The sequence below is a fragment of the Kitasatospora sp. NPDC048194 genome, assembly GCF_043202455.1.
Taxonomy (GTDB): domain Bacteria; phylum Actinomycetota; class Actinomycetes; order Streptomycetales; family Streptomycetaceae; genus Kitasatospora.
Window position 1 is genome coordinate 259,173 of sequence record NZ_JBIDAK010000002.1, and the last position, 12,885, is coordinate 272,057.

15 protein-coding genes are annotated in these 12,885 nt (G+C 74.9%); 9 read left to right on the forward strand and 6 right to left on the reverse strand.

Annotated elements, in window-relative coordinates:
* Positions 1–45: 45 nt before the first annotated feature.
* Positions 46–1,686 (forward strand): phosphoglucomutase (alpha-D-glucose-1,6-bisphosphate-dependent), encoded by a 1,641-nt coding sequence (gene pgm, locus ACGF07_RS03680; RefSeq protein ID WP_392895049.1) that lies wholly within the window; start codon positions 46–48, stop codon positions 1,684–1,686.
* Between the two features lie 271 nt (positions 1,687–1,957).
* On the opposite strand, the gene ACGF07_RS03685 is transcribed toward pgm, so the two are convergent.
* The gene (locus tag ACGF07_RS03685; RefSeq protein WP_392895051.1) at positions 1,958–3,166 is read right to left on the reverse strand and encodes an MFS transporter; all 1,209 of its coding nucleotides are present in this window, start codon (positions 3,164–3,166) and stop codon (positions 1,958–1,960) included.
* 142 nt (positions 3,167–3,308) lie between these two features.
* Here ACGF07_RS03685 and ACGF07_RS03690 point away from each other — a divergent pair, with 142 nt between their 5' ends.
* The 4 genes from ACGF07_RS03690 (at position 3,309) to ACGF07_RS03705 (ending at position 5,519) form a co-directional block, all read left to right on the forward strand.
* Positions 3,309–3,638 carry a transcriptional regulator gene (locus tag ACGF07_RS03690; protein WP_350742468.1) on the forward strand — a complete coding sequence of 110 codons (330 nt, stop codon included), beginning with the start codon at positions 3,309–3,311 and terminating at the stop codon, positions 3,636–3,638.
* A 66-nt stretch (positions 3,639–3,704) separates the two neighbouring features.
* Positions 3,705–4,427, forward strand: coding sequence for an HAD family hydrolase (locus ACGF07_RS03695; RefSeq protein WP_392895053.1), 723 nt, complete (start codon positions 3,705–3,707; stop codon positions 4,425–4,427).
* Positions 4,428–4,560: 133 nt separating this feature from the next.
* On the forward strand, positions 4,561–5,046 hold the full coding sequence (locus ACGF07_RS03700; RefSeq protein WP_392895055.1) for a MarR family winged helix-turn-helix transcriptional regulator: 486 nt from the start codon (positions 4,561–4,563) through the stop codon (positions 5,044–5,046).
* Positions 5,043–5,519 (forward strand): MarR family transcriptional regulator, encoded by a 477-nt coding sequence (locus ACGF07_RS03705; RefSeq protein ID WP_392895056.1) that lies wholly within the window; start codon positions 5,043–5,045, stop codon positions 5,517–5,519. Before ACGF07_RS03700 ends, ACGF07_RS03705 begins: the two co-directional genes overlap by 4 nt.
* A 239-nt stretch (positions 5,520–5,758) precedes the next feature.
* Here ACGF07_RS03705 and ACGF07_RS03710 read toward each other — a convergent pair whose 3' ends face one another.
* Both ACGF07_RS03710 and ACGF07_RS03715 read right to left on the reverse strand, forming a co-directional pair.
* A complete protein-coding gene (locus tag ACGF07_RS03710; protein ID WP_392895058.1) occupies positions 5,759–6,088 on the reverse strand; it encodes a hypothetical protein in 330 nt (109 codons plus the stop codon).
* Between the two features lie 283 nt (positions 6,089–6,371).
* The gene (locus ACGF07_RS03715) at positions 6,372–6,941 is read right to left on the reverse strand and encodes an AAA family ATPase (protein ID WP_392895061.1); all 570 of its coding nucleotides are present in this window, start codon (positions 6,939–6,941) and stop codon (positions 6,372–6,374) included.
* A gap of 248 nt (positions 6,942–7,189) precedes the next feature.
* Between ACGF07_RS03715 and ACGF07_RS03720 the strand changes: the two genes are divergently transcribed.
* A complete protein-coding gene (locus ACGF07_RS03720; protein WP_392895064.1) occupies positions 7,190–7,579 on the forward strand; it encodes a hypothetical protein in 390 nt (129 codons plus the stop codon).
* A 34-nt stretch (positions 7,580–7,613) separates the two neighbouring features.
* On the opposite strand, the gene ACGF07_RS03725 is transcribed toward ACGF07_RS03720, so the two are convergent.
* Both ACGF07_RS03725 and ACGF07_RS03730 read right to left on the reverse strand, forming a co-directional pair.
* Positions 7,614–8,264: an AAA family ATPase gene (locus ACGF07_RS03725; protein WP_392895066.1), complete on the reverse strand. Its 651-nt coding sequence runs from the start codon at positions 8,262–8,264 to the stop codon at positions 7,614–7,616.
* Positions 8,265–8,347: 83 nt separating this feature from the next.
* Positions 8,348–8,869 (reverse strand): MarR family winged helix-turn-helix transcriptional regulator, encoded by a 522-nt coding sequence (locus ACGF07_RS03730; RefSeq protein WP_392895068.1) that lies wholly within the window; start codon positions 8,867–8,869, stop codon positions 8,348–8,350.
* Between the two features lie 47 nt (positions 8,870–8,916).
* Between ACGF07_RS03730 and ACGF07_RS03735 the strand changes: the two genes are divergently transcribed.
* The 3 genes from ACGF07_RS03735 to ACGF07_RS03745 all read left to right on the forward strand — a co-directional run bounded on the left by ACGF07_RS03735 (position 8,917) and on the right by ACGF07_RS03745 (position 11,892).
* Positions 8,917–9,876 carry a DMT family transporter gene (locus ACGF07_RS03735; RefSeq protein WP_392895070.1) on the forward strand — a complete coding sequence of 320 codons (960 nt, stop codon included), beginning with the start codon at positions 8,917–8,919 and terminating at the stop codon, positions 9,874–9,876.
* A 78-nt stretch (positions 9,877–9,954) separates the two neighbouring features.
* Positions 9,955–10,452 (forward strand): hemerythrin domain-containing protein, encoded by a 498-nt coding sequence (locus tag ACGF07_RS03740; RefSeq protein WP_392895073.1) that lies wholly within the window; start codon positions 9,955–9,957, stop codon positions 10,450–10,452.
* 534 nt (positions 10,453–10,986) lie between these two features.
* Positions 10,987–11,892: a neutral zinc metallopeptidase gene (locus tag ACGF07_RS03745; RefSeq protein WP_392895076.1), complete on the forward strand. Its 906-nt coding sequence runs from the start codon at positions 10,987–10,989 to the stop codon at positions 11,890–11,892.
* On the opposite strand, the gene ACGF07_RS03750 is transcribed toward ACGF07_RS03745, so the two are convergent.
* The gene (locus tag ACGF07_RS03750) at positions 11,889–12,782 is read right to left on the reverse strand and encodes a LysR family transcriptional regulator (RefSeq protein ID WP_350742492.1); all 894 of its coding nucleotides are present in this window, start codon (positions 12,780–12,782) and stop codon (positions 11,889–11,891) included. The genes ACGF07_RS03745 and ACGF07_RS03750 overlap by 4 nt on opposite strands.
* Positions 12,783–12,885 lie beyond the last annotated feature (103 nt).

Genomic DNA, 12,885 nt, shown 5'->3' on the forward strand with positions numbered 1-12,885 from the left:
GGGCAGTGGACGGTCGCGGATTCAGGTTTTGCTGGGAGGAAACGGATGGCACACGCACGGGCCGGGCAGCCGGCGCAGGCTGATGATCTGGTGGATGTGGCGCGGCTGGTGACGGCGTACTACGCGGTGCGGCCGGATCCCCAGGAGGTCGCACAGCGGGTGGTGTTCGGGACGTCGGGGCACCGGGGCTCGTCCCTGGACGCCGCGTTCAACGAGGACCACATCGCCGCGACGACGCAGGCGATCTGCGAGTACCGCGCCGAACAGGGCGTGAGCGGGCCGTTGTTCCTGGGGGCCGACACCCATGCGCTGTCGGAGCCGGCGCGGGTGACGGCCCTGGAGGTGCTGGCGGCCAACGGCGTGCACGTGCTGGTGGACTCCGCCGACGGCTACACGCCGACACCGGCGGTCTCGCACGCGATCCTGGCGCACAACCGGCGCAGTCCGCAGGCGCTGGCGGACGGCATCGTCGTGACGCCCTCGCACAACCCGCCACGGGACGGCGGCTTCAAGTACAACCCGCCCAGTGGGGGCCCGGCGGGGTCGGAGGCCACGGGGTGGATCCAGGACCGCGCCAACGAGCTGATCCGCGAAGGCCTGCGGGGTGTGAAGAGGGTCCCGTACGCCCGGGCGTCGGCTGCGGCCACCACCGGCCGGTACGACTACCTGACGGCCTATGTGGAGGACCTGCCGTCGGTGCTGGACCTGGAGGCGGTGCGGGCGGCGGGCGTGCGCATCGGCGCGGACCCGCTGGGCGGGGCGTCGGTGGCGTACTGGGCGCGGATCGCCGAGTCCCACCGGCTGGACCTGACGGTGGTCAACCCGGTCACCGACCCGACGTGGCGGTTCATGACGCTGGACTGGGACGGCAAGATCCGGATGGACTGCTCCTCGCCGGCGGCGATGGCCTCCCTGATCGAGCGCCGGGAGCAGTTCGCGGTGGCGACGGGCAACGACGCGGACGCCGACCGGCACGGCATCGTGACCCCGGACGGGGGTCTGATGAACCCCAACCACTACCTGGCGGTGGCCGTCGACTACCTGTACCGCCACCGCGCCGACTGGCCGGGCGACGCGGCCGTCGGGAAGACCCTGGTGTCCTCCTCGATGCTGGACCGCGTCGCCGCCGGCCTCGAGCGGCGGCTGGTCGAAGTCCCGGTCGGCTTCAAGTGGTTCGTCGACGGCCTGCTCGAAGGCTCGATCGCCTTCGGCGGCGAGGAGAGCGCGGGGGCGTCGTTCCTGCGCCGTGACGGCGGGGTGTGGACCACGGACAAGGACGGCATCCTGCTGGCCCTGCTCGCCTCCGAGATCACCGCGGTCACCGGCGCCACGCCCAGCACGTACTACCGCGAGCTGACCGCCCGCTACGGGGAGCCCGCCTACGCCCGCGTCGACGCCCCGGCGGACCGGGAGCAGAAGGCGCGCCTGGCCCGGCTGTCGCCCGAGCAGGTCACCGCCGGGGAGCTGGCGGGGGAGAAGATCACCGCGGTGCTCTCCCACGCGCCCGGCAACGGCGCGGCCATCGGCGGCCTCAAGGTGTGCACCGACAACGCCTGGTTCGCGGCGCGGCCCTCGGGGACGGAGGACGTGTACAAGATCTACGCGGAGTCGTTCCTCGGTGAGCGGCACCTGGCGCGGGTGCAGGAGGAGGCGCGCGCCCTGGTGGGCGACGTCCTGGGCGCCTGACGCTCCGTGGGCCGTGGGCCGTGGGCCGTGCGCCGTGGGCCGTGGCCCGTGGGACGTGGGCCCTGCGCGTACGCCTTACGCCGTGCGGCGGGCCGGGCAGCGCCGGCCCGCCGCACCGGGGCTGCCGGCCTCGAGCGGCGCTGCCCCCCGCGAGCGGTCACATCACCGGTTCGCCGTGCGCCCCGTCGTGCCACCCGCTCGCCGTGCGGCCGGTCACGTTCCCCGGTCCGCCGTGCGGCCGGTCACGCCCACCGGTCCGTCGTGCGGCTGGTCACGCCCCAGCCGGCGTGCGGTCCTTCCGGTTCCCCGGCGCGGCGCCCGCCGGGCGGGGCCGTCGGGCTGGCCGCTGGTCGCGGGTGGTGGCCGCCGCCGTCATGCAGGCCGCCAGCGCCAGCCCGGCCGCGGCCAGCGGGAACCAGCGGGGCCCGAGCAGGGTGATCGCCGCGGAACCCGCGACGCCGCCGGCGGCCGTGCCGAGGTAGAGCGCGCTGCTGTTGAGGGAGATCAGCAGGGGCGCGCTGTGCGGATCGATCGACGCCAGCCGGTGCGGCAGCGCCACGGACACGGCCCAGCCCGCCAGCGGTACCACCGTCGCGTAGACGAGCGATCCGGTCATGGTGCGGCCGAGCCAGGGCAGGGCGGTGAAGGCGCCGGCCGCGATCGCGGAACCGGTGAGCAGCACCCGGCGCACGCCGACGCGGTCGACGAGGCGTCCGCCGAGCCAGCTGCCGGCCACCGAGGCCAGGCCCGTGGTGAGCAGGACGAGGCCGAGCCGGTCGGCGTCGCCGCCGGTGGCGCCGGAGACGGCGGTGGCCAGGTAGATGTAGACGCTCTGGAAGGCGAGGAAGAAGGTCAGGGTGGTGGCGGCAGCGCCGAGGACCCGGGGCCTGGCGAGTGGGGCGAGGCGGGCGCCGAGCGCGGGGGCGGCGGCGGGGGCGGGCAGGTCGCGCAGCAGGGCGGCGAGGCCGGCCAGGGCGGCCACGGCGAGGGCGGTGACCAGCCACATCGTCAGCCGCCAGTTCGCGTGGCCGATCCAGGTGCCCAGCGGCACGCCGAGCGCGGTGGCGACCGTCATGCCGCCGAGGACGGTGGCCAGGGCGCGGCCGCGGCGTTCGGGGGCGACGAGGGTGGTGGCCACCGCGTTGGCGGTCGGGGTGTAGAGGGCGGCGCCGGCGGCGGCCAGGACGCGGGTGGCCAGCAGGAGGTCGTACGTCGGGGCGAGGGCGCTGAGGGCGTTGGCCGCGCCGAAGACGGCGAGGGCGGTCAGCAGCAGGCGCCGGCGCGGCCAGCGGGCGGTGGCGGCGGCCAGCGGCGGCGCCAGGAGCGCGTAGCCGAGCGCGAAGACGGTGACCAGCTGGCCGGCGGAGCCCACCGACACGCCCAGGTCGGTGCTGATCGGGGCGAGGATGCCGGCGATGACCATGGAGTCGGTGCCCATGGCGAAGGTGCCGAGGGCGAGCAGGAGCAGGCGTACGGGCACGGGAAAGGCCCCCCGGGAAGATTGTTGGACAAACATGCAACCGTTTGATGCTCGTCAAACAATTGAGGATTGGTGGATGATTGTCAAACCATCCGCGTCGCCGCCCGGTGCGCCGACAACCCGAGACGCCGGAGTCGAGTCCATGACCGCAGACGAGCGGCTTGCCCAGCCCGCCACCGCCGACATCGACCTCGTCACGGTCCTGCACGCCCTCGGCGACCCGGTGCGCATGCGCCTGCTGCTCAGCTACGCCGACGGCGCCGAGCACTCCTGCGATCCGCGCGACCTGGGCCTGGACCACCTCCACAAGTCGACCGTCTCCCACCACATGCGCGTCCTGCGCGAAGCCGGCGTCACCACCACCCGCGTCGCCGGCCGCAACCGCTTCGTCAGCCTCCGGCGGGCCGACCTGGACGCCCGCTTCCCGGGCCTGCTCGACGCCCTGCTCGCCGCGGCGGGCGCGCCGGCCTGAGCGCGCCCGCGCGCGAACGGGGCGGATGCGAAACGGGCTCACACACCGAGCGGAAAGGGGCGGTCCGTGCCGACCATCAGGGGCGTGCTCTTCGACGTCGACGACACGCTGTTCGACTACTCCGGCTCCGAGGCGGCCGGCCTCCTGGCCCATCTGCGCGCGGGCGGCCGACCCGACGCCTCCGTCTCCCCGCAGGCGGCCCTGGAACTGTGGCGCGCCGTCACCGAAGTCCAGTATGCGCGCTTCCTCGCCGGTGAACTCACCTTCCGCGCCCAGCAGTACGAGCGCACCCGCCGCTTCCTGGCCCACCTCGGCCGCGCCGACGCCGACCACCTCACCGACGAGCAGGCCGCCGCCTGGTTCGCCGGCTACGCGGCCCACCGCGACGCCGCCCGGGCCGCCTTCCCCGACGCGGCCCCCACCCTCGCCGCCCTCGCGCCCCGCTACCGGCTCGGCGTCGTCTCCAACTCCGACGCCGACCACCAGCGCCGTAAGCTCCATGCCGTCGGACTGCTCGACTACGTGGCCGACGCCTTCGTCTGCTCCGACCAGCACGGCGAGGCCAAACCCGCCCCCGGCATCTTCCTCGCCGGCTGCGCGGCCCTGGGCCTGCCTCCCGGTGAAGTCGCCTACGTCGGCGACAAGTACGTCTTCGATGCCGAGGGCGCCCACCGGGCCGGGCTGACCGCATTCTGGCTCGACCGCGCCGCCTCCCGCGCCCCGGTGGCGCCCGGCATCCGCGTCCTGCACACCCTCGACGACCTGCCCCGGGCCCTCGCCGCCGGCTGAGGCCGCCGGCTCGTCGTCCGTCCCGGCCGCTGTGCCGAGCCGCTGTGCCCGGCCGCTGCGTCCGGCCGCCGGGGCGCGGCTCCGGTCACGAAAACAGTAGCCATGGACATAGTAGCCATGTACAGTGTTCCCCATGAGTTCAGCAGCCGAGAGCGCCACCACCGGTTTCCTGGTCTGGCGCCTGTCGATGAAGTGGCGCGTCGCGGTCGACCGGGCCCTCGCCCCGCTGGGCCTGACGCACGCGCAGTACGCCGTACTCGCCTCGCTGTACGGCATGGGGCGCTCCGGCCTGCGGCCCAGCCAGCGCCGGCTGGCCGACCACACCGGGCTGGAGGCGCTGTACGTCTCCAAGCTCGCCCGGGCGCTGGAAGGTGCCGCGCTGGTGGCACGCACCCGGGATCCGGACGACCCGCGCGCCATGCAGCTGACGCTCACCGAGCACGGACACGAGGTCACCGCCCGGGCCATCACCGTGGTCCAGGGACTGCTGGACCAGCTGCTGGAGCCGCTCGGCGGCCAACACGGGCCGCGCGCCCGCGAATTCACCCGCGACCTGGCCGTCCTGCTCGACGCACCTCTTGACCCGCGCACCGACGACGACGAGGAGCACCAGTCATGACCACCACGACCACCACCACGAGCACGACCGGGGCGCCCGCACCCCTCAACCCCCGCGCCATCGCCCTGGCCCACTACGCCTCGCGCGCCCTCCTGGAAGGCGTCCTCGCCCGCCACGGCCTCACCTTCGAGCAGAGCGTCGTCCTGCGGGCCGTCACCGCCGCCGGCGGCCGCATCGAGCGTGACGCACTCGTCGCCGACGTCAACGGCTCGCTGAAGGCCGGCGAGGGGGCCGTGCGGGCCGTCCTCGACCGGACGGTTCGCGCCGGGCTGCTGGAAACGGACGCGGAGCAGTCCGCCCTGGTCCGGCTCACCGACGCCGGTCGCGAGCTCTTCGAACGCACCGGTGCCGAGACCGCCCCCATCACCGCCCGCGTGTACGCCGGCATCCCGGCCGAGGACCTCGCCGTCGCCGGCCGCGTGCTGGCGCTGGTCGCCGAGCGCGCCAACGCCGAACTGGCCCGCGCCTCGTAGGGGAGCGGAGGGCGGCCGGGCTCCGGCCGCGCTCCGCTCGGCCGGCCGATTGCGCGTGCCCGGACGCGACGTCGAGCCCCGGGGCAGCCGCCCTTGCCTCACTGCCCCGGGCGCTCGAAGGTCTCCACACTGCTGCGCCACGGCCCCTCGGCACTGCCGACCGGGTTGATCAGGACCACGAAGTCGGGGAGGGCGTCGGCGACGGGGAGGCCGCTCCCGTCACGGCTGCCGGGCTCGGCCTACCAGTCGATCATGTGCACGGTGACGGCGTGCTCGCCCGGCTCCACCGGCACGCCCAGCACGGCGTCGTCCGGTTCCGCGCTCACGTCCTCGATCCCGCTCAGGCAGGCCAGCCCCGTGGAGACGAACAGATAGGGCGACGACGAGACGACGAGGTGGCCCGCCTCACGCCTACTCAGCTCGGCCGGCCGGCCCTGGGCACCCACCCGAACCAGCAATCCGAAGGCTCCGTCGCCGCCGATGTGCACGGGTATGAAGGATCCGGCACGGATGTGCCGCGACACGTCCTCGTCCTCCAGCAGCTCCCGCTCCCACGAGTCGTGGTCCACGACACGTCGGAAGGCCGCCGGATCCCAGAGCCCCAGCATCCCGGCACTCGTGGCCACCGCTGTTGCGGAAGCCCGCACACCCGGGCCGGTCTCCACCGGTCATCTCGTCCTCCAGGCGTCATCCGTCGCGTCTCTGCTGCGGCAGGACCACCCATCCTGCCGGCCGGGACCGACAGGGCGGCGCGGCGCTGCGGCGTGCTCGCCGCGTCGCGCGCGGTCCGTCGGGGATTCCGGAACGACCGGTTCCGAGCGCCGACGACGCCCCACGGGCCCGGTGCCACCCTCAGTGCCGCGTGAACGCCACGATCTCCGCCAGCGGCGGATCGTAGCCGTGGGCGGTGTCCACGCACAGCCGTGGAACGCCCGGCAGGGACAGCGGCGTGAAGTCGTCCAGCAGGTTGCCCGTGCCGGACGGGGCGGCGAGCAGCTCGCGGTCGGCGTGCGCGCCGCGGTGCCCGCCGGCGGCCAGGCGGGCGGCGATCCGCCGCCGGGCCAGCGCCCGGTCCACCTCGCAGTGCACCACCCGCAGTTCGGCGTGCGCGGCCAGCGGCTCCAGACCGGGGCGCCACACCCGGTCCTGGAACGCGGCCTCCGCGACCACGCTCACCCCCGCGCGCACCAGCACCCCCAGCACATCGAAGAACACGGCCCGCACCGTTGCGTCGACCCCGCCGGGCTCGACACCCGCAGCGCCGGCGGTGCCTGCGGCACTCGAAGTGCCGGCGGTGCCCGCGTGTACGAGGCCCTCCTTCAGCTCGTCCCGGCACACCGCCGGACAGCCGACCGCCCCCGCCAGCGCGTGCGCCAGCGTCGTCTTGCCGCTGCCCGGCCCGCCGCTCACCACGATCAGCACCGCCCGCCTCCCGTCCCACCCGCACTCGCCACGACGGTACGCCGCCGTGCCGGATTCCGTCGGCCGCGCGCTCCCCTCCCGGCGGGCGGCCCGGCAGGCGGCCGGGCGGCGCACGCCGCCAACTCGGCTGAGGCCCCGACCGGTTGCAACGGGGCGGGGCGAAACCCCAATGCCCCCGGCTCGTTGTCCGGTGCGGGTCACCTGACGGCCGGACCGCCGGCAGCGGCGCCCCGGCCCTGACGAAGAGGATGTTCCGTGACCGAACCCAGACGGGCGCCGCCCGTCGCAGCGGCAGCCCGGACTCGGCGGTGGACCGCGTCGCCGACTTCTACGGCGCCTACATCGACGCCGTCTCCGACGGAACGGACGACCTCTCCGACGAGCTGCGCGCCCACTACCTCACCGAGGACCTGCGCCAGCGGCTGGCGGCCTGGGAGGAGGCCAACCACGCCGACGGCGTGCTGCGCGCCCAGGACGTGCCCACCGCCTGGTCAGCGGCGTACCACGACTCCGGCGCCGGGCACCTGTTCACCACCGTCACCCTCACCTGGGGCACCGGGCCGGACGCCGGGCACACCCGGCTCGCGGTGCAGAGCGACCTGAGCACCAAGTTGATCTCCGACATCGAGGACGCCTAAAGCCTCCTGACGGCGGGCACCCGCTCGGCGCCGCTCAGGCCAGGGCGGCCGCCAGCCGCCGGGCCAGCGTGGCGTAGGGCCGGCAGTCCACCACCGGCAGGCCGTGGGCCCGGGCCTGGTCGGCGAGCCAGGCGGAGTAGCGGGCGCTGACCTCGGCGCGCTCGGGTTGCGGGCCGAGGTCGGGCTCCCGGTCGGCGTAGTTGGCGCTGATGCGCGCCGGGTCGTGCTCGTGCAGGAAGACCGCCCGCACCCGGCGGCCCCGCCGCCCGGCCTCGGCCGCGCAGCGGGCGGCGGCGGCCGGGGTGAGGTAGTCGCCCTCGATGACGGCCGGCACGTCCACGGTCAGCCGGTTGCGCACCACGCCGAGCAGGGCCTCGTCCAGGGCGTGGGCGGTGGCGATCTGCAGCTCGAGCACGCGCTGGGCGTCCGGCGACTCCTCCGCAGAGCCGGTCCGGGAGTCCGTCGGGTCGTCCGGGGCGTGGAGCTCGTCCCCCTGGGCGTCGAAGTGGTGCAGGCCGGGGTGGGTGGCGGGAGTGGTGGCGGCCTGCAGCGCGGCGACCACATCGTCGAACTCCACCGTGAACGCGCCGTGTCGGGCGGCGAGGGCGGCAGCGGCGCGGCTCTTGCCGAGGCCGGACGCACCGCCGATGAGCAGGACGTCCCAGGGGCTGTGGTCGCTGTGCATACGGGCACGGTAGACGGTTCCCGGCGCGTCGGGTCCGCTGGGGGTGGAGCGGGCCGCCGGGCCCTGAGTGCCGGTGGCCCGCGTCACGGGGTGGGGTGCGTGGATCCGGTGCCGTCCAGCCGGTGCTGCCAGGCGGTGAGCAGGGTCTGGAGGGCGGCGGCCTCCTCGGGGCTGAGGTGGGCGAGCAGGCGGTGCTCGTTGCGCATGTGGGCGGTGAACGCCTCGTCGATCAGGCGCAGGCCGGCTTCGGTGAGGCCGACCACCCGGGCCCGCCGGTCCTCCTCGGCGGGGCGGCGGGTGACCAGCCCGGCGCGTTCCAGGCGGTCGATCCGCTTGGTCATCGCGCCGGTGGTGACCATGGTGTGCGCGGCGAGTTCACCGGGGGCCCGCTCGTACGGGGCGCCGGCGCGCCGCAACGCCGCGAGCACGTCGAACTCGCCCTCGCCGAGGCCGTAGCGCTGGTAGACGAGCGTGAGCTCGGCGGTCAGGCGGGCGGCGAGGCGGTGCAGGCGCCCGATCACGGCCTGCGGGGAGACGTCGATGTCGGGGCGCTCGCGCCGCCACTCGGCCTGGATCAGCGCGACATGGTCAACGTCCGGGTGCATGCGACCACCCTATCGCGATAGCTTCCCGGGAAGCTAGATTACCTTCCATGGAAGCGAAACTCCGCTGGGCCCTCCTGACCGCGCTCGCGCCGCTCGCCTGGGGCACCAACTACTGGATCACCCACGCCTACCTGCCACCCGACCGCCCGCTGTGGGGCGCCACCCTGCGCGCCCTGCCCGCCGGCCTGCTCCTGCTCGCGCTCGTCCGCCGCCGCCCCCGCGGCCCCTGGTGGCGCCGCAGCGCCCTGCTCGGACTCCTCAACACCGCACTCTTCTTCGTCCTGCTCTACCTCGCCTCCCAGTCGCTGCCCACCAGCACCGCCGCCACCGTCATGGCCGCCTCGCCCCTGGTCATGCTGTTCACCGCCTGGGCGCTCGCCGGCCAGCGCCCCCACCCGGCGCACCTGGCCGGAGCCCTGGTGGGGCTGGCGGGCGTCGCACTGGCCCTGCTCGGCCCGCTCGGCGCGCTCAACCGGACCGGCCTGGCGGCCTCGGTGGGAGCGATGCTGGTCTCCTGCGTCGGCTACGTGCTCTCCGCCCGCTGGCGCGACGGCGCCGACCCGCTGGCCGCCACCGCCTGGCAACTGACCGCCGGCGCGCTGCTGCTGCTGCCGTTCGCCGCCGTCGTCGAGGGCGCGCCGCCCCCGCAGTCCACCCCCACCCTGCTCGCCTTCGGCTACACCGCCCTGGTGGCCACCGCGCTCGCCTTCGCCTGCTGGTTCGCCGGGCTGCGCCACCTGCCGGCCGGAACCGTCGGTCTGCTCGGACTGCTCAACCCGCTGGCCGGGGTGCTGCTGGGCACCGCGCTCGACGGGGATGCCTTCGGACCGCGCCAGGGCGCGGGACTGGCCCTGGTGGCCACCGGCATCCTCCTCGGGCGCCCCCGCCCCGCGCGCCACGCCGACCCCGCCCAGGTCGCGGCCCCGGCCCCGGACGCGGCCCCGAACCCGGCCCCGGCCCCGGCCCCGGACGCGGGCTCGCGCTTGCCCCGGCGGCCGGTGCCGTGATCGGATGGCGGGCAGCATCGCGTGCCGGTGGCGGACTGCGCCAGGCATGGAGGTGCCGGAACCGAAGGACCACCCACCGTGGCTTCCTCCGCCGACGGCCGCACGGCCGCCCTCAGCGCCCAACTCGCCCGAGCACACCGGGATCTGCGCCGCCACCTCACCGAGGTCCGAACCGGACTCGGCCGTCGCCGCCCGGACGGCGACGACATGCTCCTCACCCACTGCCTGGCGTTCTGCACGGCCCTGACCAACCATCACCAGGGCAAGGACGAGGGCCTGTTCGCCGCCCTGGTGCGCGAACGGCCGGACCTCGCACCGACCGTGGCCGCCCTCGTCGAGGACCACGGCCTCATCGCGGGCATCCTCACGCGCGTCCGCGAACTCGCCGAAGAGGCCGAGCGGGCCACCGCCTCACCGGACGGCGACCTCGAGGCGATCGGACGGGAACTCGACGGCCTGGCCGCCATCATGGAGTCCCACTTCGGCTACGAGGAACGCGCCATCGGCGCCGCGCTGGACGCCGGGGTGCCCGAAGACGGCTGGCGGGAGCCGGTCCTGCACTTCCGGGCGCCGTAGCGCCTCCGCCGCCCGCCTCCTGCTGCCCGCCTCCTGCTGCTCGCCCCCTGTCGCTCGCCCCCGGGTCCGGGGTTCTCGCTGTCGCCGAACCGGCAGCCGAGGCGAGGTGGGGGGCGGGTCGCCGGGCGGGGTGTGGATGAGCGGGTGCCAGGAGGCGACGCCGCCCAGCTGTCCGTCGGCCGTCTCCAGGGCGCCCCTCGAACCCGCTCGAAGCGCAGGTCGGGGTACGCCCGGCGGGCGAGGTCGATGAACGCGGGGGGCGGGTCCACCCCGAACACGTCCGGTCCGAGTTCCCGGCTTCGTCCCGGTACGGGGCGTGCCTCACCGTCAGGGCGTGGAGGCCCTGCCCTCGTGCGTGCCGGGCGCCGCTGCCCGTAGGCTGGGCGGGCCGCAAGGCGGCGCGCAGAACAGCGCGAACAGCGACAAGCCGACAATCCGATACACCGATACACCGACATCCGACAGAGCGGCATCCGGCGGGCCGACACCCGGCGGACCACGACCCGCAGAGCGACGGAAGCAGGCAGGCAGGGCATGCAGTTCGATGACCAGGGCGACCTCGACACCTCACAGGTGGACGACCGGCGCGGTGTGCCGGGCGGGAAGGTGGCCATCGGCGGCGGGGCGGCGGGTCTGATCGTGGTGCTGCTGGCGGTCGTCCTCGGCGTGGACCCGCAGCTGCTGGGCCTGTCGTCGGGCTCCGGCTCCGGGACCTCGTCCTCGTCCGGCGTGCGCACCGACGGCCAGGTCCAGCAGTCCTGCAAGAGCGGCGCCGACGCCAACAAGCGCCAGGACTGCCGGATCACGGCGGTGACCAACAGCCTCCAGGAGTTCTGGCGCACCGAGCTGCCGGCCCGCACCAAGACCGCGTACAAGAGCGCCCAGACGGTGCTGTTCACCGACCGGGTCTCCACCGCCTGCGGGCCGGCGACCTCGGCGGTGGGCCCGTTCTACTGCCCCGGCGACCAGAAGGCCTACTTCGACCTGGGGTTCTTCGACGAGCTGTCCTCCCGCTTCGGCGCCAAGGGCGGTCCCTTCGCCGAGTCCTACGTCGTCGCCCACGAGTACGGCCACCACATCCAGACGCTGACCGGCACGATGCAGAAGGTCGGGAACGACCGGCAGGGCGCGAACAGCGCCTCGGTGCGTCTGGAACTGCAGGCCGACTGCTACGCGGGGGTGTGGGCGCACCACGCCACCACCACCCCGCAGCCCTCCACCGGCCGTCCGCTGATCGCCTCGCTCACCGACCAGGACATCGCCGAGGGCCTGGACGCGGCCGCCGCCGTGGGCGACGACCGGATCCAGAAGCAGGCCACCGGGAGGATCAACCCGGAGGCGTGGACGCACGGTTCCTCGGACCAGCGCCGGGCCTGGTTCACCACCGGCTACCGCAGCGGCGACCTCGCCCGCTGCGACACCTTCTCCGGCAAGATCTAGGAGGGCTCCTGCCGCCCGCCGGCCCAGTCCCAGCCGGTGAGCGCCTCGCGCAGGGCCCGGGCCGGGGCGGGCGGGTGTGCCGCGCCGGCCCAGTACAGGGTCAGGGCGCGGCGGCAGTCGGGGCTGTCGACGCCGACCCACTCCAGCGGGACGCGGGTGGCCGTGCGCCGGGCGATGTCGGGCACCAGGCCGATGCCCAGGCCCGCGCTGATCAGTTCGGCGATGGCGCCGGCCTCGTCGCCCTCGCAGACGATCCTCGGCGTCAGGCCCTGCGCCGCGAACAGGCGGTCCAGCAGGCGGCGCTGCCAGTGCCCGGGGCGGGCGGCGATGAAGGGCTCCTCGGCGAGTTCCCCGACGTCCACCGACGCGCGCCCGGCCAGCCGGTGGCCGGGCGGCACGGCCAACCCGACCTCCTCGTCCAGGAGCGGGGCCGACTCCAGGCCCTCGGCGGGGATCGGCTGCGAGGCGACGGCCAGGTCGATGTCCTGGGCCCGCAGCCGGCGGGCCATCTCGGCGGCCGGGAGCTGGTGCAGCTCGATCTCCACGGCGGGGTGCGCCCGTTTGAACGCCGCGAGCGGGGTGCTGAAGGCCAGGAAAGTCTCGGAGGCCAGCCGTACCGTCCCCGATCCGTCCCCCGTCGCCTCGGCCACCGCCCGGCGCCCGGCCTCCAGTTCACCGAGGGCCCGTTCGACGTAGCCGCGGAACAGGTGCCCGGCGGGGTTCAGCCGCAACCGCCCGCCCCGCTCGAACAGCGGCGCGCCCAGCTCCGCCTCCAGCCGGGCGACGGACCGGCTCAACGAGGGCTGGGCGACGCGCAGTTCCTCCGCCGCCCGGCTCAGGTGCTCCAGCCGCGCGACCGCGAGGAACTGGGTGAGCGTGTTCAGGTCCACCGCCGGCCCCCGGGTTCCATGCCGTCCACGGCATAACGTCATAGCAATACTGATCTTAGACACGATACCTGCCAGGTCATAACGTCGGAGGTGGTCACGCACC